This window comes from Corallococcus sp. AB038B (assembly GCF_003668955.1).
In the GTDB taxonomy this organism is placed as follows: domain Bacteria; phylum Myxococcota; class Myxococcia; order Myxococcales; family Myxococcaceae; genus Corallococcus; species Corallococcus exiguus.
The window spans coordinates 781,621-803,734 of sequence record NZ_RAWO01000001.1 but is presented as its reverse complement, the minus strand read 5'-3'; the positions used below and the strand labels follow the sequence as shown (position 1 = coordinate 803,734).

The 22,114-nt window shown below is 68.2% G+C and carries 21 protein-coding genes; 13 read left to right on the top strand and 8 right to left on the bottom strand.

The annotated features are described in order from the left end of the window. Positions 1-34 precede the first annotated feature (34 nt). The 10 genes from D7Y04_RS03430 to D7Y04_RS03385 all read left to right on the top strand — a co-directional run bounded on the left by D7Y04_RS03430 (position 35) and on the right by D7Y04_RS03385 (position 11,526). Positions 35-910 carry an SDR family oxidoreductase gene (locus D7Y04_RS03430; protein WP_121758293.1) on the top strand — a complete coding sequence of 292 codons (876 nt, stop codon included), beginning with the start codon at positions 35-37 and terminating at the stop codon, positions 908-910. Next, positions 907-1,524 (top strand): glutathione S-transferase family protein, encoded by a 618-nt coding sequence (locus D7Y04_RS03425; protein WP_121758292.1) that lies wholly within the window; start codon positions 907-909, stop codon positions 1,522-1,524. The genes D7Y04_RS03430 and D7Y04_RS03425 overlap by 4 nt, the downstream gene beginning before the upstream one ends. Before the next feature lie 18 nt (positions 1,525-1,542). Continuing rightward, positions 1,543-3,009 (top strand): YdiU family protein, encoded by a 1,467-nt coding sequence (locus D7Y04_RS03420; RefSeq protein WP_121758291.1) that lies wholly within the window; start codon positions 1,543-1,545, stop codon positions 3,007-3,009. 84 nt (positions 3,010-3,093) lie between these two features. Further along, complete coding sequence (locus D7Y04_RS03415) at positions 3,094-3,594, top strand: hypothetical protein (RefSeq protein WP_171808251.1); 501 nt, start codon at positions 3,094-3,096, stop codon at positions 3,592-3,594. 52 nt (positions 3,595-3,646) lie between these two features. Continuing rightward, complete coding sequence (locus D7Y04_RS03410) at positions 3,647-4,603, top strand: hypothetical protein (protein WP_121758289.1); 957 nt, start codon at positions 3,647-3,649, stop codon at positions 4,601-4,603. A gap of 90 nt (positions 4,604-4,693) precedes the next feature. Further along, on the top strand, positions 4,694-5,233 hold the full coding sequence (locus D7Y04_RS03405; RefSeq protein WP_121758288.1) for an inorganic diphosphatase: 540 nt from the start codon (positions 4,694-4,696) through the stop codon (positions 5,231-5,233). A 6-nt stretch (positions 5,234-5,239) separates the two neighbouring features. After that, the gene (locus D7Y04_RS03400) at positions 5,240-6,127 is read left to right on the top strand and encodes a CHAD domain-containing protein (protein WP_121758287.1); all 888 of its coding nucleotides are present in this window, start codon (positions 5,240-5,242) and stop codon (positions 6,125-6,127) included. 127 nt (positions 6,128-6,254) lie between these two features. Beyond that, on the top strand, positions 6,255-8,090 hold the full coding sequence (locus tag D7Y04_RS03395) for a DUF4114 domain-containing protein (RefSeq protein WP_121758286.1): 1,836 nt from the start codon (positions 6,255-6,257) through the stop codon (positions 8,088-8,090). A gap of 86 nt (positions 8,091-8,176) precedes the next feature. Beyond that, positions 8,177-10,312 carry a DUF4114 domain-containing protein gene (locus D7Y04_RS03390; protein ID WP_121758285.1) on the top strand — a complete coding sequence of 712 codons (2,136 nt, stop codon included), beginning with the start codon at positions 8,177-8,179 and terminating at the stop codon, positions 10,310-10,312. Positions 10,313-10,638: 326 nt separating this feature from the next. After that, positions 10,639-11,526 carry an RNA polymerase factor sigma-32 gene (locus D7Y04_RS03385; protein ID WP_120578168.1) on the top strand — a complete coding sequence of 296 codons (888 nt, stop codon included), beginning with the start codon at positions 10,639-10,641 and terminating at the stop codon, positions 11,524-11,526. 95 nt (positions 11,527-11,621) lie between these two features. On the opposite strand, the gene D7Y04_RS03380 is transcribed toward D7Y04_RS03385, so the two are convergent. Then, a complete protein-coding gene (locus D7Y04_RS03380) occupies positions 11,622-12,476 on the bottom strand; it encodes a hypothetical protein (protein WP_121758284.1) in 855 nt (284 codons plus the stop codon). Positions 12,477-12,635: 159 nt separating this feature from the next. On the opposite strand from D7Y04_RS03380, the gene D7Y04_RS03375 reads away from it, so the two are divergent. From D7Y04_RS03375 to D7Y04_RS03365, 3 genes are read left to right on the top strand one after another with little or no spacing between them, the layout of a single operon-like run. After that, positions 12,636-13,892: an Hsp70 family protein gene (locus D7Y04_RS03375; protein ID WP_120578170.1), complete on the top strand. Its 1,257-nt coding sequence runs from the start codon at positions 12,636-12,638 to the stop codon at positions 13,890-13,892. A gap of 3 nt (positions 13,893-13,895) precedes the next feature. Then, positions 13,896-14,390 (top strand): hypothetical protein, encoded by a 495-nt coding sequence (locus tag D7Y04_RS03370; RefSeq protein ID WP_233601258.1) that lies wholly within the window; start codon positions 13,896-13,898, stop codon positions 14,388-14,390. A gap of 18 nt (positions 14,391-14,408) precedes the next feature. Continuing rightward, the gene (locus D7Y04_RS03365) at positions 14,409-14,975 is read left to right on the top strand and encodes a hypothetical protein (protein ID WP_121758282.1); all 567 of its coding nucleotides are present in this window, start codon (positions 14,409-14,411) and stop codon (positions 14,973-14,975) included. Positions 14,976-14,987: 12 nt separating this feature from the next. On the opposite strand, the gene D7Y04_RS03360 is transcribed toward D7Y04_RS03365, so the two are convergent. The 7 genes from D7Y04_RS03360 to D7Y04_RS03330 form a co-directional block, all read right to left on the bottom strand. Continuing rightward, complete coding sequence (locus tag D7Y04_RS03360) at positions 14,988-15,518, bottom strand: hypothetical protein (RefSeq protein WP_121758281.1); 531 nt, start codon at positions 15,516-15,518, stop codon at positions 14,988-14,990. Further along, positions 15,485-16,378 carry a hypothetical protein gene (locus D7Y04_RS03355; RefSeq protein ID WP_121758280.1) on the bottom strand — a complete coding sequence of 298 codons (894 nt, stop codon included), beginning with the start codon at positions 16,376-16,378 and terminating at the stop codon, positions 15,485-15,487. Before D7Y04_RS03355 ends, D7Y04_RS03360 begins: the two co-directional genes overlap by 34 nt. A 5-nt stretch (positions 16,379-16,383) precedes the next feature. Next, complete coding sequence (locus D7Y04_RS03350; RefSeq protein ID WP_121758279.1) at positions 16,384-19,002, bottom strand: TonB-dependent receptor domain-containing protein; 2,619 nt, start codon at positions 19,000-19,002, stop codon at positions 16,384-16,386. A 30-nt stretch (positions 19,003-19,032) separates the two neighbouring features. Then, a complete protein-coding gene (locus D7Y04_RS03345; protein ID WP_120599470.1) occupies positions 19,033-19,845 on the bottom strand; it encodes an OmpA family protein in 813 nt (270 codons plus the stop codon). 119 nt (positions 19,846-19,964) lie between these two features. After that, complete coding sequence (locus D7Y04_RS03340) at positions 19,965-20,567, bottom strand: chalcone isomerase family protein (RefSeq protein ID WP_233597476.1); 603 nt, start codon at positions 20,565-20,567, stop codon at positions 19,965-19,967. 157 nt (positions 20,568-20,724) lie between these two features. Next, positions 20,725-21,360: a hypothetical protein gene (locus D7Y04_RS03335; RefSeq protein WP_147477030.1), complete on the bottom strand. Its 636-nt coding sequence runs from the start codon at positions 21,358-21,360 to the stop codon at positions 20,725-20,727. A 95-nt stretch (positions 21,361-21,455) separates the two neighbouring features. After that, a complete protein-coding gene (locus D7Y04_RS03330) occupies positions 21,456-22,025 on the bottom strand; it encodes a hypothetical protein (protein WP_147477029.1) in 570 nt (189 codons plus the stop codon). Between the last annotated feature and the right edge of the window lie 89 nt (positions 22,026-22,114).

Here is a 22,114-nt window from a genome sequence, read left to right as displayed (position 1 = left end):
GAACGCGTCCCCGGATTCCAGGAGGACGCGTCCCATGGCGGCAGGGCTTCCCGAAGACCGTCTCGACGGCAAGGTGTGCCTCATCACCGGGGCCACCGGTGGCATTGGCCAGGAGACAGCCAAGGCGCTGGCGCGGCGGGGGGCCACGCTGGTGCTGTCCGGCAGGGATGAGGCCCGCACGGCGGCCACGGTCGCCGCGGTGCGCGAGGCCGCTCCCGGAGCGCGAGTGGAGACGCTGCTCGCGGACCTGTCCTCCCTCCAGGCCGTGCGAGACCTGGCGAAGGCGTTCCGCGACCGCCACCCGCGGCTGGACGTGCTCATCAACAACGCGGGCCTCATCATCGACCGGCGGCAGGTGACGGTGGACGGCTACGAGGCCACGTTCGCCACGAACCACCTGTCCCACTTCCTCCTCACCCACCTGCTGCGTGACCTGCTGGTGGCGAGTGGACAGGCGCGCATCATCAACGTGTCCTCGGAAGGCCACCGGCTGGCGCACTCGGACTTCCTGGACGACCCGCAGACGGAGAAGCGCCGCTACGACGGCATCCGCGTCTACGGCAACGCCAAGCTCAGCAACATCCTGTTCTCGCGCGGACTGACGAAGCGGCTCGCCGGCACGCAGGTGACCGCGAACGCGCTGCACCCCGGCGCGGTGGCCACGGGCTTCGGCCACAACAGCCAGGGCTTCTTCAAGCACCTCATCAAGCTGGCCTCGCCCTTCATGCTCTCCCCCGAAAAGGGCGCGAGGACCTCCATCTACCTGGCGTCGTCACCGGAGGTGGCGGGCGTCAGCGGCGAATACTTCATCAAATGCCGCAAGGCGAAGCCGTCGTCCGCTGCCCGGGACGAAGCGCTCGCCGAGCGGCTCTGGCAGGTGAGCGAAGAGCTCACGGGAGTGAAGGCATGATCGACCTGTACACGTTCAAGACCCCCAACGGCCGCAAGATCTCCATCGCCCTGGAAGAGCTGGGCATCCCCTACAAGACGCACGCGGTGGACATCTCCAAGGGCGAGCAGTTCAAGCCCGAGTTCCTGGCCATCAATCCCAACAACAAGATTCCGGCCATCGTGGACCACGACGCGCCGGGTGGACGGCCGTTCGCCCTCTTCGAGTCCGGCGCCATCCTGCTGTACCTGGCGGAGAAGACGGGCGCGCTGATGCCAGCGGATCCGCGCGGCAAGGCGGAAGTGACGCAGTGGCTGATGTTCCAGATGAGCGGCCTGGGACCCACCCTCGGCCAGCTCAACCACTTCGGGCGCTACGCCTCCGCGAAGATTCCCTACGCCATCGACCGCTTCGAGGCCGAGGCGAAGCGCGTCCTGGGCGTGGTGGAGCAGCAGCTGTCGTCGCGGGACTACCTGGCCACCACGTACTCCATCGCGGACATCGCCACGTACCCGTGGCTGAAGGGTTCGCGGGACTTCTTCCCGGAGCTCTTCAACAACATGCCCAACATCCTCCAGTACCTGCACCGCGTGGGCAGCCGTCCCGCCGTCCAGCGGGGCATGCAGATTCCCTGACGTCTGTTGTTTCCATCCATGGCCTCGCTCGAACAGCTCGTCTTCGACAACAGCTACGCCCGCCTGCCCCCCGGGTTCGCCGCCCGGGTGGCCCCCGCGCCCTTCCCGGACGCGTACGTGGTGAGCGTGAACCCGGCGGCCCTGCGGCTGTTGGGATTGGACGCGGAGGAAGCCGCGCGCCCGGAGTTCGCGCGCGTGTTCGGCGGGGCCACGCCGCTGCCCGGCATGGAGCCCCTGGCCATGGTGTACGCGGGGCACCAGTTCGGCGTGTACGTGCCGCGCCTGGGAGACGGCCGCGCGCTGCTCCTGGGCGAGGTGCGCGGCCCGGACGGCGACAGATGGGACCTGCAGCTGAAGGGCGGCGGGCCCACGCCCTTCTCGCGCGGCGGTGACGGACGCGCGGTGCTGCGCTCCACCGTGCGCGAGTACCTGGCCGGAGAGGCCCTGCACGCGCTGGGCATCCCCACCACGCGGGCCCTGTGCATCCTGGGCAGCCGCACGCCGGTGTACCGCGAGGAGGTGGAGACCGGCGCCATGCTGGTGCGCCTGGCCCCATCACACGTGCGCTTCGGCACCTTCGAGTTCTTCCACCACACCGAGCAGCCCGGCCACGTGGCCACGCTCGCGGACCACGTCATCGCCGCGCACTTCCCGCACCTCGCGGGCCAGGAGGGCCGCCACGCACGCTTCTTCGCGGAGGTGGTGGAGCGCACCGCGGAGCTGGTGGCGCGCTGGCAGGCGGTGGGCTTCGCGCACGGCGTGATGAACACCGACAACATGTCCATCCTGGGGCTCACGCTGGACTACGGCCCCTATGGGTTCCTGGACGACTTCGACCCCGGCTTCGTCTGCAACCACTCCGACCACCAGGGCCGCTACGCGTTCGACCAGCAGCCCCGCGTCGCACTGTGGAACCTGGCCTGCCTGGGCGAGGCGCTGCTCACGCTCATCACCGAGGACGAAGCGCGCGCCACGCTGAGCCTCTTCCAGCCCACGTTCGCGCGGCACTTCCTGACGCGCATGCGCGAGAAGCTGGGCCTGATGGAGGCCCGCGACGAGGACCGCTCGCTCCTGGAGGACCTGTTCACGCTGATGGCCGGCTCGCACGTGGACTACACGCGCTTCTTCCGCGCGCTGAACCGGTTCGACTCCAGCACGGGTGCTCGCAACGACGCGCTTCGCGACCACTTCCTGCCGCCGGAGGGCTTCGACGGGTGGGCCGAGCGCTACCGGGCGCGGCTGGAGTCGGAAGGGAGCGTGGACGGCGAACGCCACGCGCGCCTGGACCGCGTCAACCCGAAGTACGTCCTGCGCAACTGGGTGGCACAGCAGGCCATCGCCCGGGCACAGGAAGGCGACTTCGCGGAGGTGGACCGCGTGCTCGCGCTGGTGTCCGCGCCCTTCGACGAACACCCCGGCCATGAGGCCTACGCGGCCTCGCCTCCGACGTGGGGACGGCACCTGGTGGTGAGCTGCAGTTCCTGACGCGCGGGCACAACGGGATGCCGGGCAGGCGGGCAGGCGCCTGTGGACAGGAATCCCGTGCGCGCGGTGCCTAGCTTGGAAGGCATGATCGAACCTGCCGCTCCGCCCCGCATCGTGTTCCGAGCCCTGGGTCCTGGCCTCGTCGGCGCCGCCGCGCTCACGCTGGTGCACGAGAGCGCCCGGCGCGTGTTGAAGCACCCGCCGCGCATGGACGTGCTGGGCATGCGCTCCCTGGAGAAGGGCGTCCGCTTCTTCGGCGGAGTGCCCGCGAAGGGGCGCCAGCTGCATCGCCAGACATTGGCGGGTGACATCCTGTCCAACGGCCTCTTCTTCTCGCTCGTGGCCCTGGGACGCCCCAAGCGGCCCTATCTGCGCGGCGCCGCGCTGGGCCTGCTCGCCGGCCTGGGTGCGGTGGTGCTGCCGCCGAAGCTGGGATTGGGCCGCAAGCCGTCCCAGGCCCGCCCGTCCACGTCGCTGCTCACCGTGGCCTGGTACACGTTGGGAGGACTGGCCGCGGCGCGCGCCACACGGAAGCTGGTGGCGCGCCGTCAGCCGGAGCCGCCCCTGGGCCGGCCCCTGCATTAGCGCCGGGCGGTGACTGGAATGCGTTGCACGCGATGGACTACAAGTCCCCGCGATGCATCACATCGACATCCCTTCCGGCGCGATGAACGAGTTCGACCTGCCCCCCATCTGCATCGTGACGGGTGAGCGGGAGGGCGTGGTCTTCAAGACGGTGCATTTCTCCTGGTATCCGCGCTGGATTGGGTTCCTCGCCCTCCTCAACCTGCTCATCGCCATCATCGTCGCGGCCGCGATGACGAAGCGGGTGAAGGGAACCCTGCCCTTCACGGAAGAGGCCTGGAGCCGGTGGAAGCGCGGGCAGATCATCATGGGCGTGTCGGTGGTGGCCGGCATCGCGCTGCTCATCCTGGCGTTCTCCCTGCTGGCATCCGACGCGCCCGAGTGGCAGGGACTGGTCGCGCTGGCGTCGAGCGTGGCCCTCCCCGTGCTCGCATGGGTCTTCTTCCTGCGCGCCCGGGGTCCCCAGGTGCGGCGCATCGACCCGGACAACATCTCGCTCGCCATCCCCAACGGTCCCGCGGCGTATGCCATCACAGACCACTTCCTGGCCGGGCTGCCTTCCCCGGTACTGGATGACGGGGAGAGACTGGACGCGAACGACGCTCCGGATCGCGCCGTCTGCGCGCGGCACGACGACATCGTCGCGAACCAGGTGTGCACCCGTTGCGGCGTGTTCATGTGCCCGCGCTGTGAGCGCCGCGTCCGCAGGGAGTCGCCGCCGATGTGCCCGGGCTGCTGGGAGCTGCGGGGCCGCACCATCACCGCGCAGGCGAAGGACCCCGGCGTCACGCTGGCGAACTCGGGCCTGTTCGTGGGCGTCATCTCGGTGATTCCCATGTGCTACGTGGCCCCGGTCGTATCGCTGGTGCTCAACACCGTGAGCCTGGTGCGCAACCGGCATCCCGACTCGCCCCGCATCCACCGGAAGAAGGCCTTCGCCGGGCTCGCGCTCACCGGCATCGGTCTGTTGCTGTCTCTCGGAATGTGGCTGTACTCCGGGGGCGGGTAGGCGCTCGGCGCCCCCCAAGGTTGGCGAGTGAAACCCTCTGGCACAGGGGCACTTGCCGGGGACGGAACGGCGACCCCAGCCTGAAGGTCCATGGCCACTGACTTCACCCGCCTGCCCCTGCGCGGCGATCAGGATGCGTTGCACGTCGTCGTCGAGTCGCCCCGCGGTTCGACGGTGAAGCTGAAATACGACTCGAAGCTCCAGGCCTTCACCCTGTCCCGGCCGCTGACGCGCGGCTTCCGTTATCCGTTCGACTGGGGCTTCATCCCCAGCACGAAGGGCCCGGACGGAGACCCGCTGGACGCGCTGGTGTACTGGGACGTGCCCACCTGGCCCGGCGTGGTGCTGCCCTGCCGGCCCCTGGGCGTGCTCCTGGTGGACCAGAAGCCGAAGGGCGCGACGAACGGCGAGCGCGAGCGCAATGACCGCCTGCTGCTCGTCCCGGTGAATGCCACCCGCTCGGACGACCTCAATTCCTATCAAGACCTGTCCAAGCGCGAGCGCGAGGAACTGGAGCACTTCTTCCTCGCGGTGGTGCACTTCGCGGACAAGGACGCGCGCATCCTCGGTTGGGAGGGCCCGGACGCCGCGGAGCGCATGGTTCAACAATACGCCCTCAAGGAGGACTGACCCGCCATGCCACCTCCCACTCCCATCCGGGGCCTGGGCCCCGACACCGCGCTGGGCGACGCCGCCCGCCGCATCCTCGCCGGCCGGCTCGCCGACGTGCGCCACCCCGAATCCCAGCTGGACGACGAGCTGGGCGAGGACGGCGTGCACGACATGCGCGTGGCCACCCGCCGCCTGCGCGCCGCGCTCCAGGTGTTCCAGGCCACCGGCAAGCTCACCCGGCTGGAGGCGGACGTGAAGCGCCTCCAGGACGCGCTGGGCGACGTGAGGGACCTGCACGTCCAGGACAAGTGGTTGGACACCGCCGCCAAGGGCAAGAAGGACGCGAGCAAGGCGCTGGCCGGCCTGCGCGAGTCCCACCTGTCCGGACTGAAGTCCCGGGAGAAGAAGCTGCGCGCGGAGCTGGAGCGATGGACGGACAGCACCGTGCCGCGCCTCCTGAAGAAGGTGGACACGCTGGAGGACGCCCACCGCTTCGCCGGCAAGCGCGTGCGAAGCCACCTGCGCCTGCGGCTGCGCCGGGTGGAGAAGCGCCTGGAGCGCTACGCGGACGCGCCGGACGCGGCCTCCGCGCACGCCCTGCGCAAGGATTTGAAGAAGCTGCGCTACGAGCTGGAGATCTTCCAGCCCGCCTTCCGCCGCACCGTGGGCGCGCTGCTGGAGGTCCTGGTGCCGCTCCAGGACGGCCTGGGCGAGCTGCACGACGCGGACGTGCGCCTGGAGCTCTTCGAGCGCGCCGCCGCGGAGGCCCCGCCCGGCCAGCGCAAGGCCGCGCGAAAGCTGCTGCCCCAGGCCCGCGACGAGCGCGCGGAGCGCTCCGCCGAAATCGCCCGCGAGGTGCAGCGCTGGCACGCGGAGGCCATCCCCAAGAGGCTGCGCAAGGCGTTGACCTGACGAACGAGGGGGAGCAAGGGCAGACGGGTCGTCTTCATGGGTGAAGCCTGACACACTCGGATAGAGCCGTCTTCCTGGCCAATTCTGATAGACCCTGGGAGCCATCTTCATCCCGAGGAGTCTGTCCTTGCACCCGAATCCCTCCCGTCTCCTGGCCCTCGTGGCCGGGAGCGCCTTGTTTGTCATTCCCTCGCTGCGTCCGGCCCAGGCGGCCGAGACCTGCGGCCCCGGGGACCTGTACGAGGACGTGCAGCCCGCGTTCACCGCCGCTGGGTTCGACCAGCTCCAGCAGATGACGCTCACCCCGCAGAAGACGCTGCGGTCGGTGAACCCGTTCTGGACGCCCACGTCGGTGGACTCCATCGTGTTCCCGTCGGACCAGAACGTCACCATCAGCTTCGTGTACGAGAGCGCCGGCGCGAGCCACGCGCTGGGCTACCTGTACATGAGCGACCTGCGGGCCCGCGGCTACGTCAACGCCCAGGGCGACCTGGTGGATGCCAATGGCAACGGCATCACGGACCTGCACGAGGACCTCTACAACCTGGCCCCGCCCTCTGGTGCCCAGGCCCGCCCGTACATTGGCGTGAGCCCCCGCTGTTCCCAGACCTTCATCTCCCGTGGCTTCACCTACCGCCAGCCGGACCTGGCGCTCAACCCGGCCTGCGCTTCGGCCTTCCTCACCAACCGGGACATGACGGATGCCCGTCCCGGCCGCACTTCCTCCGCCTACAACATCACCGTCGACGTCGTCGGGAGCACCCCGCCGGGAGCGGCCGGCACCGGCTATTCGGACAACGGACTCTTCACGCGCATCCCCAACCTGTTGGAGCCCGCGCACGCGTCCAACAACCACATGGGCATCGGCCACCTGGCTTTCCTGCTGACGGACGACGACTCCGACGTTGCCACCTACCAGGGGCTGGGCGCCGTCGCTGACGCGACGGATGTGAACGACGGCGTCCCGGACTACGACGTCTCCGCCTATGACGGCCATGGTCTTCGGCGGACCCTCAACCCGGATCCCGGCATCACGACCTACGACCGCACGGTGGACCTGGGCGTCATTCCGGGCGGCCAGGAAGTGGTTTTCTTCCTCGTCTCCGCCTTCGAGCCGATCCACAACACGGACGCGGGCATGGTCTACCCCTGCCTGCGCAGGGATGCCGACCTCAAGTGCACGCTGCACCTGAAGACGCCCCTCAACGTGTTCTTCTCCAAGGCGAAGTGGAACCTGGATCAGGACTTCATGGGCCAGAACCCCGTCGTGTCCCGGAACATGGGTTGTGATTACCGCGACGCATGCAACGCGGCGAACCCGGCTTCGTCCCCATACGCCTGCACCCTGGCCGGCACCTCCCAGAAGCTGTGCGGGTGGTTGGATGACTGGACCCGGGAGCGCCTGGCGATGATGCCCTACGGCAACACGAGCCTGCCCATGGCCGCCACCACCGTCGCCGCGCCGGGCAATCTCGTCATGCCCCACGCCGTGCTGGGCAGCGTGGGCCCCGCGTCCGACCGGTGGCTCCTGGCCTTCGAGGACCTCCCGGGTGGAGGCGACCGGGACTTCAACGACGTCGTCTTCATGCTGCGCAACTGGGCGCCCACGTCCGGCCGCGTGCGCTCCACCGTGCTGAGCCCCGCGGCCCCCAGCTGCGCCATCCAGCAGGTGTACATCCACAAGGACGACGCCCAGGACCCCACCTGCGCCTCTCCGGTCGCCATCAACTACGCGGTGGCCACCGACTGCCGCGTGTGCAGCGCCGGCACGTGCATCCCCAATCCCACGCCCACCTGGCATCCGGTGACGTTCGATTGGAACCGGGATGCCTTCCTCGACGTGTCCGGCACTCGCGGCCATCAGCTCTGCTGGAAGGCGGACCTGACCGCTGGGAACGGTCCGTGCCAGGCCACCATCAACAACGTGGACATCGGCTACGAGTCCGGACCGGTCAATCCCTGACAGCCAGGGATTGGCCACCGATGGAGAGGCCGGTCAGCTCCATCTGATAGACCCTCGGGGCCGTCTTCACCCCGAGGAGTCTGTCCTTGCAGCCTCATCTTCTTCGCCTCCTGGCCTTCGTGGCCGGGGGGTTCCTGCTTGTCATTGCCTCACCGCGCACGGCCCACGCGATGCCCCCCGGGGGAACCCAGCCCGGCCCTGTGCTGCCGCGGCTCAACGGCTTCTCGCAGTCCTCGGCGGTCCTGCCTCCCGGCGGCACCGCGGAGGTGGGCATCCTGGCCATGGATCCCCAGGGCCATCCGCTGACGTTCTCCTGGGACGCCAGCACGGGCACCCTGGGGACGCAGGTGGACACCGGGACCTCGAGCCTCCAGACCTGGACCGCGCCGCAGTGCCTGGCGGAGGACACCACGCCGGTGGCCGTCACGGTCACCAGCAGCTATGGCCAGTCCATCTCTTCGTCGTTCGGATTCAGCGTCGCCCAGGACCTGGCGGTGAACCGGCAGCCGCCGTTCGTGGACTCGGGCTTCGAGCGCCTGGAGAACGCAACCGCCATGCTCCCGCAGGAGCTGTGGTTGACCGCGCCCGAGGCCCCCACGTCCTCGGAGCGCATCGTGTTCGCGACGGACCAGGAGCTGAGCGTCACCTTCATCGCCAAGGAATCGGAGGCCACGCACGCGTTCGGCTACGTGTACTACGACGACCTCGTCGCTCGCGGCTACGTCAACGCCCAGGGCGACCTGGTGGATGCCAACGACAATGGCATCGCGGACCTGCACGAGGACCTCTACAACCTGGCCCCGCCCTCCGGCGTCCAGGCCCGCCCGTACATCGGCGTGAGCCCCCGCTGTAGCCGGACCTTCACGTCCGGTGGCTTCCTCTTCCGTCAGCCGGAGCTGGCGCTCAACTCGGTCTGCGCTTCGGCCTTCTTCACCAGCCAGGACCTGACGGATGCCCGTCCCGGCCGCACCTCCTCCGCCTACAACATCACCGCCGACATCGTGGGGACCGTCCCCCCCGTTCCCTCCGCGAACGCGGGCACCGGCTTCTCCGACAACGGCCTCTTCCCGCACATCCCCAACCTGCTGGAGCCCGCCCACCCCACCAACAACTTCATGGGAATGGGCTCGCTGGTCTTCCTGAGCACCGAGGACGACAGCAACCTGACCACCTATCGCGCGATGGGTCTGGTGCCGGACGCCGATGATTTCGAGGACGGCATCCCGGACTACGACGTGTCCCGGTACGACACGCGGGGCCTGGTGCGGTCCGTCAACCCGGATCCGGGCATCACCCGCAAGGACCGCACGGTGGACCTGGGGCTCATCCAGGGAGGCAAGGAGATGGTCTTCTTCCTCGTCACCGCCTTCGACGCGGCCCACTACCTGGACGACGGCACCGTCTTCCCGTGCCTGCGCAGGGACGCCAACCTCAAGTGCACGCTGCACCTGAAGACGCCCCTGTCCGTCTTCTTCTCCAAGGCGAAGTGGAACCTGGATCAGGACCCCGTGGGCCGGATGCCGACGCTGCAGCGGAACATCGGCTGCGCCTTCTCCGACCAGTGTGACCCGGACCACGCCCAGTCCTCCTCGAAGGCCTGCGCCGTGGTGGCGACCAGCCAGAAGCTGTGTGGCTGGATGGATTCGTTCGTGCTGCAGCGCATGGCGGATCCGTATTACGGGCGTCTCGTCCTTCCCAAGGAAGGCGCCACCGTCCCCGCGTCGGGCAACCTCCTCATGCCGCACGTGCTGATGACGGCGCCCACGACCGTGCCGGGCCAGTGGATGCTGGGCTTTGAGGACCTCAATGGCGGCGGCGACCGCGACTTCAACGACGCCGTCTTCCTGTTCCAGGGTCAGGCTCCCATGGCCGCGCGCTCGAAGGTGTTGAACCCTCTGGACGCAAGCTGCGCCGTGTCCCGCGTGCGCTTCACGAAGACGGACACCGTGCCGACAGGCTGCGCCACCAGCCAGCCCGCGCCCTCCTATGCGCTGGCCACCGACTGCCAGGTGTGCGGCGACGGCGTCTGCACCTCCAACCCCACGCCCACCTGGCACCCGCTGCCGCTCATGCGCGGGGCGGACAGCGTCACCGTGGATGTCTCAGGCACGCCCGGCAACCAGCTCTGCTGGAAGGTCACCCACCCCGGTGACACCCCCGCCTGCCTGCCCGCGGCGGTTCAGGTGAACGTGGGCTACGAGCTCACGCCCGTGGCCCCCTGAGCGGGCCGCCACCTTCCGGACACCCGGCGCCCCGGTCCCCTGGTGTGGGGGCCGGGGCGTGCCCACATCCCTGCTGGATGTGATCCGCCCTGTGCCCGGGTCGGAGGGCAGGCAACCCTCCCTTCGGGGCACCCGGAAGAAGTGTCGGAACCCCTCGCTGTAAAAAGTGCCGGGTTCCGCCCTAAGCATCGAAGCCAAATCGCGCAACGGCCTGGAATCATTGAGGTTGCCCGTCGGCTGGCATTGGCCCGTGCGTTGCTAAAGGTCTCCCCGTCGCAGCAAACGGCGGTCGCACACACCGCCCTCTTCCCCGAGAGAGACCCCCCATGCAGGCTTCCAGCTCCTTCTCTTCCGCCGACTCGCTCTCCACGTACCTCTCGGAGATCAACCAGTACCCGCTGCTGAACCCGCAGGATGAGCAGTCGCTGTCGCGCGCCTTCCGCGCGGGCGACCTGTCCGCGGGCCACCGCCTGGTGACGAGCAACCTGCGCTTCGTGGTGAAGGTTGCGTACGAGTACCGCTCCTACGGCCTGAAGATGTCCGACCTCATCCAGGAGGCGAACATCGGCCTGATGAAGGCGGTGCAGAAGTTCGACCCTGAGAAGGGCATCCGCCTCATCTCCTACGCGGTGTGGTGGATCCGCGCGTACATCCAGAACTACGTGCTCCGCAACTGGAGCCTGGTGAAGCTGGGCACCACGCAGGCGCAGCGCCGGCTGTTCTTCAGCCTGGCCCGCACGCGCCGCGAGCTGGAGAAGCTGGGCGCCGGCGACGGCCACATCGTCAACGCGGACGAAATCGCCAAGAAGCTGAACGTGAAGCCCACGGAAGTGCGTGAGATGGAGCAGCGCATGGGCGGCCGGGACCTGTCCCTGGACGCGCCGGTGGGCGAGGACGGCGACGCCACGCACCTGGACTTCGTGGAGTCCGATGCCGCCTCCCACGCGGACGAGGTCGCCGACCGGCAGCAGGCGGGCCTCACCCGCAACCTGGTGCAGCGCGCACTGACGCGCCTGGATCCGCGCGAGCGCTTCATCATCGAGCAGCGCGTGATGAGCGACTCGGAGATGACCCTGAGCGAGCTGGGCGAGCACTTCGGCTTCTCCCGCGAGCGCGCCCGCCAGCTGGAGATCCGCGCCAAGGACAAGCTGAAGGCGGAGCTGGCGAACCTGATGGCCGAGGCCGGCCTGGACCAGGCCGAGCTGGCCGCGTAACGCGCGGGTAGCAACAAGTCTGCGACACGACACGGCACGGCCCCGTCCCCTCGCGTTGGGAAGCGCGAAGGCACGGGGCCGTGGCATGTCTGGAGTCACGGTGACCGGGGCACGCCGGGCGAGGACTCGCCGCTCTCCGCCGGTGCGGGCGCGACCGGCTGCGCGCGGGACGTGGCGTCGATGCTCAGGGCCTCCGGCTCGCCGCTGCTCGCGTCCGTGGTGTAGGAGGCGCGGATCTGCGCGCCCTCCTGGATGTCCGCGGCGCTCGCGGCCCGGCCATCCACCTTCACCTGCGTGGTGGGGCCCACCTTCAGGCGCAGCTGCGGCTCTCCGCGCTGGCTCACCAGCACCTCCTGTGCGCTCGCGCTGAGCACGTCGCCGGAGATCTGCTGTCCCGGGGCGGGTGCCGCCCGCGAGTTCTGGGCGATGGCGGCCTGCTGCGTGGCGGCGTTCTGGTTCGCGGCCTGTTGCTGCTGGGCGGCGTCCTGGGTCGCGACGCGCTGGTTCGCGGTGGCGTTCTCGTTGGAGGCCTGCTGCTGCTGGGTGGCGAAGTTCTGCTGCGTCCGGCGCTGGGCCTCCAGGGCGCTGGCCTGGGCCTGCTGGGCCACGGACTGGGCCTGCTGGGTGCGGGCCTGCGCCTGCTGCTGGCTGGCCTGGGCCTCCTGGGATTCCTTCTGGGCCTTGGCCTGGGCCTCCTGGAGCTCCTGCTGCTTGTGCTGCACGTCCTCCTGGGCACGGGCGGCCTCGCGCTGCTGGCTGGAGGCCTCCTTCTGCGCGTCACGTGCGTCGTCGAAGGCCTTCTCCGACTGGAGCTGGGCCTGCTCCACCTGCTGTCCGGGGGTGTTCCTCTCCGCGGTGTCCTGGCGGGAGCGGTCTCCGTCCTGGCAGGCGGTGGTGCCCACTGCGAGTGCGACGACTCCGGCACCCAGCCATGCTGCGCGCGATTTCATGGGGTTCTCCTGTCAAAGGGATGACAGGGCAAAGATGGCGGTGGCCCGTGGAGCGCCAAGCCATCCCACGGAGAGCGCCTGCTCGGCCGCACGCCCCACGGCGGGGGCTCACTTTGGGGCTACCGCGTCCGGAAGAATGGCGATAAGGGGCGCCCCCCCATGCGCGCCTGCGGACTCGACTTCGGAACCAGCAACACCGCCCTGGCCCTGCCGGACGGCACCGTGTTGCCGCTGCAGCCCCACACCCCGGAGCCCCGGCTGTTCCGCTCCGTGCTCTTCTTCGCGGAGGAGGAGCGGGAGGTCTTCACCGGCGCGGACGCCATCCAGCGCTACCTGGAGGACAACAACGGCCGGTTCATCCAGTCCGTGAAGTCCTTCCTGCACAGCTCGTCCTTCCGGGCCACGCAGGTGAAGGGGCGCACGTACACCATCGAGGACCTGGTGGCCATCCTGCTGCGCCGCGTGCGCGAGTCAGCCGGGGCGCATCTGGGCGAGGCGCCGGACGCGGTGGTGCTGGGCCGCCCCGCGGTCTTCACGCCGGATGCGGACGCGGACGCGCTGGCGGAGAAGCGGCTGCGCAAGGCCGCGGAGATCGCGGGCTTCACGCACGTGCAGTTCCTGATTGAGCCCATCGCGGCGGCGCTCGCGTACGAGGCGCGGCTCGAGAAGGACGAACTGGTGCTGGTGGCGGACTTCGGCGCCGGCACGACGGACCTGACGTTGATGCGGCTGGGCCCGTCGCGGCGAGGGAACCTGGACCGCAGGCCGGACGTGGTGGGGTCCACGGGTGTGCGCATCGGTGGTGACCGCTTCGACGCGGAGATCATGCGGCACAAGCTGCTGCCGAAGTTCGGGGCGGGGTCCACGTACAAGGTGAAGGGCTTCAGCCACAAGCGGCTGCCCATTCCGCAGCACGTGCTGGCGAAGCTGCTCAACTGGCACGAGATGTCCTTCATCCGGGAGAAGTCCACGCAGGAACTCCTGGAGGTGATGCTCGACACGAGCGACCACCCCGCGGAGATTCAAGCGCTCTACGACCTGGTGATGGACAACCTGGGCTACCGGCTGTTCCGGGCGATTGAAGCGACGAAGGTGAAGCTGTCGAGCGAGGACGTGGCGACCATCGACTTCGAGGACGCGCGCATCCACCTGCACGAGCCGATGACGCGGGCGGAGTTCGAGACGGCGAGCCGCACGTTGTTGGATGAACTGTCGCAGTGCACGGAAGGGCTGTTGGCGAAGCACCCGGAGGCCAGGGAGATTGACGCGGTCTTCCTGACGGGCGGTTCGTCGCAGATTCCGGCGGTGCGGGAGCTGTACGTGAAGCGCTTCGGAGAGGACCGCGTGCGCACGGCGGACGCATTCACCTCCGTGGCGGAGGGCCTGGGCCGCGCGTCCGCGTGGCTGACGGGGTGAACCATGGCGGCACAGGCAGCACGGCGACGGTGGCTTCAAGTCGCGGCCGTGCTGTCCCTGTGCTCGGCGTGTGTCGGGCCCACGGACCGGACCTTCGTCACGGGGCGGATTCTCCCCCGGCAGATCCGCTTCGTGACCATCGTCGAAGCAGCTTCGGGTAAGGCCGGTGGCTGGCGGGCCGCCTGCATCCACATCCGCGTTTCCCGAGACAACACCGGTGAGTCCATCCTGTGCAGGTTCGGGATTGAAACGCCCCTTCACAACGTCGAGGGCCCCATCTCCACGGCGCTGGCCCAGCGAATCGCGGCGGACCGCATCAACGAAGCCACGCAAGCCATCTTCAGTTCCTCCACCATGGCGTCTCCCTTGGGGATGCTCTGCGAGTCAGTGAAGGCCACGCTGCGAACGACCGTCCCTGCGTCCATCGCGGGCTCGAAGGTCCCGGCCGTATGTCACGAGCGAGCCCTCCCTGTGCATTTCGGTGATTTCACCCTTTGAGGCCGGAGCCCGCGCGCGATGACTCCCAGCACGGAGCAGTTGTTGGCCATCGCCAGACACTACTGGCCTGCCTCGGTCTCCGACGCGAGCGAACCCGGTCCTGAGCTTTCCCGCCTCTTCAAACGCTTTGACGAAGCACTTCAGGGCCTGGGCCAGTGGCATGGGTTTCTTGACCATCTGCGCACGCTGTTTCCAGACTTCTCGGTAGGCGACGGCACGGGCCCCACGCGATGCAGTTTCCGGTGCGTCGTCTATCCTGCGAAGGGCTACCCCATGCCGCCCATCCCCTGGGCCGTTGTGGGCTGCATGAGCATCCTGGCCCCGGTCGTCACCGTGTACGGCATCACGTTCGAATACGAGGGGAGCAAGCGCCGTGCGGCGCAGCTGCACCTGACGCCCCTGCCCGGCCCCATGGAGGAGACGGCGCGCATCGTCGCCAGGGAGCTGGAACTTCGCTTCCACGTCAACGAGTTGCCCCGCGAAGTGGCAGCGACCCCTGTTCCAGTCGTCGTCGAGTGGACGGAGCCCCCCAAGACCACCCTGTTCGACGCGCTCTTCGACAGCGAGCCGACCATCGTCCCGTGAGCGGGGGACCGGCTACGGGGCGCCACCGTCCAATGCAACGCCTTCCAGGACTCCTGCATCCATGTCCGGAGGCGCCGGTGGAACTTCAGGTTCCGCGCCCACGCTGCGCCTCAGGATTCGACCATCAAGGCTGACCGCGTAGCGTGCGCCGGTGTCCACACCGATGAAGGCGTTGCCACAGGCGTCCGGGGCCTCGTGGATCAGGATGAAGAAGACATCGCCCTGACGGATGACACGGGAGTGATACGCCTCCGGTCTTCCCCAGCACGGCGTGTCCTTGGACTGCTTCGGGAAGAAGTCCTCCATGGCGACCTGGACGGCCCTGAGCAGGTTGCCGTCCAGCACATACGCCTGCTCATTGCCCCACACCTGTACTGCGGACTGCGCATGGAACGGCGGAAACGCGATGCTCCGGTCTCCCTCCCAATCAGGGGGCCGGGCTCCCTGACCTCGCAGGCAGCCCGCCAGGAGCAGCACCCCGACCACCACTGCGATGGCCCGACCGGCGCTCAGGGCCCCACGCCCACCGTGCGCGTCGTCCAATCCGTGCCTCCGCGACCATCGCGGGCCACGACCCAGACCGTGATGCGCTCGGGCGTCTTGGCTGTCGTGTAGGTCGTCGTCGGGTCGCCGGGCTTGCCGTCCACCGGCTCCAGCGAACGGAACGACCCCACCTCGCCCTCGCCCGTCGCGAACCAGCTGTAGAAGACCTGCTCCGTCCTCAGCCCGTCCGCCGTGGAATAGGACTCCTCGCTGCCCTCTCCCAGCACTGGCGTGAACGTCACCTCCGCGTCCAGCGGCAGCGGCCCGGACAGCGGCGCGTCGTTCCACAACACGTCCTGCACCACCGGGTTCTGGTTCGGCGTCTCCGTCGAACGCAACGTGATGCGCCGCACGCCCCGCTCCACGCCCTCCGGCGTCCCGCTGCCGTCCGTCGCCTCGTACCCCACGAACAGCGGCAGCCCCGCCTGCAACACCTGCTGCACCGCCGGGTCGTTGAAGTCGAACGAGCCTCCCTGCCCGCCCCCCGTGCTCCCCGTGGCCGCCTGGAACGCCGCGATGAGCAGCGCCTGCACCGCCGGGTCACTCAACGACAACACCCCGCCCGGCAACGGCACCCCGCTGTCCCCCGGACACGCCACGTCCCCGTAGGGATTCACGTCCGGCCGGCACAGCGCGTACGTCACCGTCACCGGACGCGCGTCCGGCGTCACCGCCAGCGCGGTGAACGTCACCGGCGGCGGCAGCGTGGAGGCGTTCGGATCCAACGCCAGCTCCGGCGGCTCCGCCTTGATGCCGAGCACGCGCACGCTGCGAATCTCACTCTGGGCTTCGAAGTCGGGGCCACTGCATGCGCTCGACCCCAGCAACGCAATGACAGTCAGCAGAACGGGAGTGCGCATGGCGTTCAGAAGGCTCCCTTCAAGCCGAGCACGGGCAGGATGGGCAGGCCCTTGAAGTACTCGCGCTTGGAATAGTTGTAGTTGTAGGCCACGCCCTCGACCGACTGGTTGTTATACGCGTTCGTCAGGTCCAGGTAGAGGTCCAGGTTCCAGGTGTCGAAGATGAGGTTCTTGTCCACGCGGATGTCCAGCTGGTTGAACGACGGCAGCCGCTGGGAATTGACCAGCCCGTAGTACGGGATGAACACGTCCGTCGCGTCGTCGCGCTTGGAGCCCAGCACCGGCGTCGTCGGGTTGCCGGACGCGAAGCGGAACCGCGCGCCCACCTCCCAGCCCTTCGGCAGCTTGTAGCTGGCGATGGCCGTCAGCACGTGCGTCTGGTCGTTGTCGAACTTGCGCCAGCGCGCCCCCGGCGCATCCCGGCGTTCGCTGCGGCTGAGCGTGTACGAAATCCAGCCGAACAACCGGTCCGTCAACGCCCGGCGCACCAGCAACTCGAAGCCATAGATGCGCCCCACGCCGCCGTTCTTCAGGTTCTCCGGCACGGACTCGCCGTCGCGCACGACGCGCGCGTTCGAGCGGACGATGAGGTCATCCAGGTCGTTGTAGAAGACCTCGCTGCCCACGAACCACTCCGGCCGCGCCTGCCACTCCGCGCCCACGCTGTACTGGAGCGACCGCTTCGCCCCCAGGTCCGGATTGCCGAACCCCGGCGACGGCTCATCCTGCACCGGAGGGCTGTGGTAGACGCCCGCGCCGCCCTTCAGCGTCAACGTCTCCGTGAGCGCATAGCGCACCGCGAGCCGAGGGTTCACCGTGCGCTTCACCTCCTGTTGGTCCGTGAAGATGTAGCTCTCCACGCGCACGCCCGGCACCACCAGCAGGTCCTGGATGGGCCGCCACCGCACCTCCGCCCAGGCGGACGGGTAGTACTGGGTGAACTTCCCGTCGATGTTGATGAGGTCCTCCGTCACCAGCGGCGACGGCGGCTCACCTTCGCGCGGCGGCTGCTGGATGCTGGCCGTCACCTTCGCCAGGTTCGCCACCACGTCCAGACCGCCCGCGACCATCACGCTGTCGTTGAACGCGTACTCCACCGTGGGCCGCAGATACAGGTCCGTGGACGCGATGCGCAGCCCGCGCTCGCCAATCTGGAAGTCCAGGATCGTGTTGCCCACGAGCCCATGCGTGTCGACCGTCAGCCTGCCCTCGCGGTACTGGTGCCGCAGGCGCAGCTGGTTGAAGCCCGTCGTCACATCCAGGCCACCATTGACGGACGGGTCGCCGTCCGCCGGCTGGTCCAGGAGTAATGCCAGACGGTCGCGTGACGTCAGGCCCTGCAGCGTGAAGGTGTGGCGGCTGCTCGGCTTCCACACCAGCTTCGCCTGCGCGTCGTAGTAGCGCGGCGCCACCTGGAGGCTGTTGTCGTCGAACGGCACCGCCTTGAGCACCAGGTCGATGTACGAACGCCGGCCGCCAATCGCGAAGCTCAGCGTGTCCGTGATGGGGCCTTCAATCACCGCGTTGGACTCAATCAGGCTGATGCCCACCGTGGCGTGGTAGCGGTCCGTGCGGGGCTCGCGGCTGCGCACGTTGATGACGCCGCCGGTGATGTCGCCGTAGTACGCGGAGAAGTTGCCGGGCAGGTAGTCCACCGCCTCCAGCAGGTCCGAGTTGTACACGGAGGTGAGACCACCGAAGTGGTACAGGATGGGGATGCGCAGGCCGTCCAGGAAGACTCCGGACTCCTGCGGGCTGGTGCCTCGGATGACCAGCGCGCCGCCGTTGAACGCGGGCCGCGCCACGCCCGGCAGGTTCTGCACCACCTTGAGCGTGTCACCCTGCGTGCCCGGTATGCGCTGCACCTCCGCCACCGAGATGGTCGTGCGCGTCACCTCCTTGCGCTCGCGGTCGCTGCGGACCACCGTCTCGTATTGGCTGAAGATGCGCTTCTGCACGTAGTACGTGGCCCGCGTCTCCTTGCCCTCTTCAATCGTCTCCTGCGTCTTGAAGCGGTCGTAGTTGCCCAGCACCACGACGACCGGGTGCGTGCCCACGGGGACGCCCCGGAAGGAGAAGCGCCCTTCGCCGTCCGTGACGGTGGAGCGGTCCAACTCCGTCAGCACCACCTCCGCGCCCACCAGGGGCTTGCGCGTGCCGCGCTCCACCGCCTGACCGCTGAAGTTCACCGGCCCCTGCGGCTCCGCGACGCCGCCGTCCGGAGAGGCCTCCGGTGGCGGCTCCGGCGCGCGGAAGACGAACTGGTAGGCGTACTGGATGCGCACCGGCGCGGGGACGTTGTCCACCTCCGCGGGCTCGAACTGGAACTGCTTCACCGCTTCCGTGGCGGCTTCGTCGAAGCCGTGGCCCGCGGGCTGGGTGATTTCGACATTCGTGACAGCGCCCGTCTCCGAGATGTCGATGAACATCACCACCGTGCCCTCGAGCTGCTGGGCGGCGGCATCCGGCGGGTAGGCCGCTTCGACCTGACGCAGGAGGGCGGGCGGCCTGGTCAGCACGCCCGTGGGAGCGCCAGCATCGCCAGCGAGAGTTCCTGCGTCCGGAGCCTGTGCCACGGCTCCGGTCGCAAGCAATACACAGACGACGCAGAGGAGCGTTCTCATGAAGGGTGCGCGGGTCTCCCGCGCCCCCTCCTAGCGCCCCCCGAGGCCGGGGGCGAGAACGATTTCGATGCGCCGGTTCTGGCTCTTGTGCTCCGGCGTGTCGTTGGGAACGAGCGGCTGGTACTGCCCGTAGCCCGCCGCGGACAGCATGGTCGGGTCCACGCCAGAGTCCTGAAGCGAACGAACCACCGCCATCGCGCGCGCCAGGCTCAGCTCCCAGTTGGTGGCGAACTGTCCGCCGCCGGTGGGCACGTCGTCCGTGTGGCCTTCCACGCGCACGATGCGGCCCTTCACCGTCTTGAGCGCGTCGGCGATCTTCACCAGCGCGTCCTGCCCTTCCTTGCCCACGCGCGCGGAGCCGGACGCGAAGAGGATCTTGTCCTTGAGCTGCACCGTCATCCGGCCCTTCATCTCCGACAGCTCGATCTTGCCGTCGGAAATCTCCTGCTTGAGGGACTGGGCCAGGTTCTCGTACTCGGAGCTCTTCTTCTCCAGCTCCTCCTTCGCCTGCGCGAGCTTCTTGGCGTTGCGCCCCAGTTCGTCGTTGAGCGCGGCCAGCTGCGCGTTCTTCTCCTCCAGGGCGCGGCGCTCGGCCGCGGCGCCGGTGAGGCGGTTCTCGGAGGCGTTGAGGCGAGTCTCCAGCGCGGTCTTCTCCTGCTCCAGCGCGGTCTGCTTCTCCTCCAGCTCCTTGATTTTCGCCTCGGCGGCCGCGCGGGCCGCCTTCTCATCCGTGAGGTTCTTCGTCAGCCCTTCCGCCTCCAGGGCCTTCTCGTTGAACTTCCCCTGCGAGACGCAACCCGTGGAAAGGGCAACGAGGGCAGCCAGAACCAGACGTGTCCGCATAGGTGCGATTCCTCCTGACAAGGATGTTGGTGGGTCCGAGATTACCGCTCTCGGGCCCGCAGCCTAGGAGAAACGCGCATCCAATTTGAGGCCAAAACTTCCCCGCCGGGCGAGCGGCCCTACTTGGGGAAGATGGGGTGTGTGTCCAGCCAGGAGCTGAAGAGGGCGTCGGCGAAGGACTTGCCGGGGATGTGGACACCGCCGGACGCGCCACCGGAGACGTGGAGGCCGGAGCCGGGCAGGTAGGTCAGGACGAGGTCGTCGCCCTTGCGCACGTCATGGAGGGACGACAGCAGCTTCTCCAGGGACTGGTTGAGGGCGTCCTGGCGCATGGCCGGGTTCTGGCGGAGGCCCTCGCGGAAGCTGCCCACGAGTTGGTCCTTGCTGATGGTGCGCAGGAAGCGGAAGTGCAGTCGTTTCAGGCTGTTGGACGACACAGCCTCCTTGAAGCAGGTGGGCTCCTCCTCCATGTAGAGGCTCCACACGTACACATTGAAGAAGAGCTTCTTCTTCAGCTCCATGTGGGTGAGCGCGAGTGTGCGCCCCTCCACCTGGAGGGAATCCGGCATGTTGACCCCGCCCGCCTGTCCCGCATGGGCAGCAGCGCCCACCAGCAGGAGCATCCCCAGCGCGAGCCCTCGCGCCCCCTTTTTCAACGCCGTCCCCATCATCGCCTTCCCCTTCACCCTCTTCCCAACGCCGGTGATCGCAACGGTGCGCATGCTCTTAAAAACCGCCACCGGTCACGATCATTGGTTTGTGCACCATTGGACGGCAACCGGAGGCTCAAGGCAAGGCTGTTGGGGGCTCAAGTGACTCCCCGGTTGTCCGGCGGACAGGGCGGATGGCGCGGGGTGTCATGAAACCCGGGAGCTGAGCTTACTCCGGAAGCGGGTTGGGGCGGGCCAGCGATTCGCGGAACTCGTCGATGAGCTTCCAGTACAGCGCCCATGCCTCCGAGTCGCCGCCGGCGGCCTTGTGGATGGCGGCGGCCGGACCGCAGGAAGCGCTCCACCCTCGGGTCTCGGAGAGGTACGCCCCGAACTTCACGGGGAAGTCGAGCCCTGGCTCCAGAATCCCGTGGTGGTGCAATGCGCATGAATAGCCCCAGAGGATTTGCTCCAGGCTTTGCAGATGCACCAGGCCCAGGGGCTCGTTGCCAGGCACATACATGAACGGGCGCTGACGAATGTTGTCCAGCAGCTTGAAGATGTCCGAGTGGATCGTCTTCGCGAGCTTCATTCGCTCTACTTCATCGCGCAGGTCCTTCAAGTGCCGAGCCGCTTCGCGGAGCGCCTGCCGGAAGGCAGCGACATCCCGCACCCGTGCTTCCTGATCCTCATACGTGATCACCAGCACGCCTTCGTCGTGAGCCAAGCCCAGGGCATCGGATTCCGCGAACAACTTCACCCGCGCGAATGACTCGCGTTGGAGCCGCTCCAGGCCCGCGTCCAGGGCCCACAGCCAGGCATTGATGTACGTCTGTTCATTTTGGATTCGCCCTTCGTCGCCCATGACACGGATGGTCCCCATAAGGGCGTAGGGCGAGACAGCTTCGGGCTCGAGTTCCAGGTGAATGAATCGATTGGAGTGGGAAATCATGTGACCTCTCATGGGTCCGGATGCACCGCCCGGAACATCACCTGAAACCCAATGCTTTTGCGTGCGCGAGACATCAGCCGGTAGAGGTGCCCCGCCTCATCCAGTTTCTCCAGGCTCATGTAGTCGCCGTACGTGATGAACTGGGCAATGCGCCAGATCTCCGAACTGAACTCAGGACCCGCGGGGCCTGTGACCACGTGGTTCCCGCCGTCCTCCATTGTCCGCTTCCAGCCGGGTTTGAGGAGGAAGTCGAGCTCGATGGAGACGCCTTGCAGGGAGCTCTCTTCCCAGGTGCGCGCCATCGTCACGGCGCGGGCCACGACGTAGCCGCCCATCCCCACGGAAGCCTCGAACTCGTACAGGGCGAGTTCACCCGAGAGGACCTTCTGCGTCCAGACGGCATCCAATGCCCACTCCGCGCAGCGCTCGGCGGCTCCGTCCATTCCCGCTCGCCATTCGCGAATGTCGAAGAGCACGTTCTGAGTCCCGAGCCTCTCCAGGGACCAGTCCTCCGCACCCTGGAAGTCAAACCAGACGGTTTCGCGGGTGTGCAGGACCAGCTCCACCTGCAGGAACATCTTCTCCCGATCCATCCGCACGCCCGTGACCTCGGCGTCGTGGACCGGCACGTTCAGGAAAGCCATCGTGGGGAACAGTCTGTCACCCA

Excerpts from the sequence above, each read along its gene's own strand:
- D7Y04_RS03335 (WP_147477030.1), bottom strand. The coding sequence starts at position 21,360 with ATGGGCGACGAAGGGCGAATCCAAAATGAACAGACGTACATCAATGCC.
- D7Y04_RS03385 (WP_120578168.1), top strand. The coding sequence starts at position 10,639 with ATGCAGGCTTCCAGCTCCTTCTCTTCCGCCGACTCGCTCTCCACGTAC.
- D7Y04_RS03365 (WP_121758282.1), top strand. The coding sequence starts at position 14,409 with ATGACTCCCAGCACGGAGCAGTTGTTGGCCATCGCCAGACACTACTGG.
- D7Y04_RS03425 (WP_121758292.1), top strand. The coding sequence starts at position 907 with ATGATCGACCTGTACACGTTCAAGACCCCCAACGGCCGCAAGATCTCC.
- D7Y04_RS03380 (WP_121758284.1), bottom strand. The coding sequence starts at position 12,476 with ATGAAATCGCGCGCAGCATGGCTGGGTGCCGGAGTCGTCGCACTCGCA.
- D7Y04_RS03330 (WP_147477029.1), bottom strand. The coding sequence starts at position 22,025 with ATGTTCCTGCAGGTGGAGCTGGTCCTGCACACCCGCGAAACCGTCTGG.
- D7Y04_RS03400 (WP_121758287.1), top strand. The coding sequence starts at position 5,240 with ATGCCACCTCCCACTCCCATCCGGGGCCTGGGCCCCGACACCGCGCTG.
- D7Y04_RS03340 (WP_233597476.1), bottom strand. The coding sequence starts at position 20,567 with ATGCGCACCGTTGCGATCACCGGCGTTGGGAAGAGGGTGAAGGGGAAG.
- D7Y04_RS03350 (WP_121758279.1), bottom strand. The coding sequence starts at position 19,002 with ATGAGAACGCTCCTCTGCGTCGTCTGTGTATTGCTTGCGACCGGAGCC.
- D7Y04_RS03415 (WP_171808251.1), top strand. The coding sequence starts at position 3,094 with ATGATCGAACCTGCCGCTCCGCCCCGCATCGTGTTCCGAGCCCTGGGT.
- D7Y04_RS03355 (WP_121758280.1), bottom strand. The coding sequence starts at position 16,378 with ATGCGCACTCCCGTTCTGCTGACTGTCATTGCGTTGCTGGGGTCGAGC.
- D7Y04_RS03420 (WP_121758291.1), top strand. The coding sequence starts at position 1,543 with ATGGCCTCGCTCGAACAGCTCGTCTTCGACAACAGCTACGCCCGCCTG.
- D7Y04_RS03370 (WP_233601258.1), top strand. The coding sequence starts at position 13,896 with ATGGCGGCACAGGCAGCACGGCGACGGTGGCTTCAAGTCGCGGCCGTG.
- D7Y04_RS03375 (WP_120578170.1), top strand. The coding sequence starts at position 12,636 with ATGCGCGCCTGCGGACTCGACTTCGGAACCAGCAACACCGCCCTGGCC.
- D7Y04_RS03410 (WP_121758289.1), top strand. The coding sequence starts at position 3,647 with ATGCATCACATCGACATCCCTTCCGGCGCGATGAACGAGTTCGACCTG.
- D7Y04_RS03430 (WP_121758293.1), top strand. The coding sequence starts at position 35 with ATGGCGGCAGGGCTTCCCGAAGACCGTCTCGACGGCAAGGTGTGCCTC.
- D7Y04_RS03345 (WP_120599470.1), bottom strand. The coding sequence starts at position 19,845 with ATGCGGACACGTCTGGTTCTGGCTGCCCTCGTTGCCCTTTCCACGGGT.
- D7Y04_RS03405 (WP_121758288.1), top strand. The coding sequence starts at position 4,694 with ATGGCCACTGACTTCACCCGCCTGCCCCTGCGCGGCGATCAGGATGCG.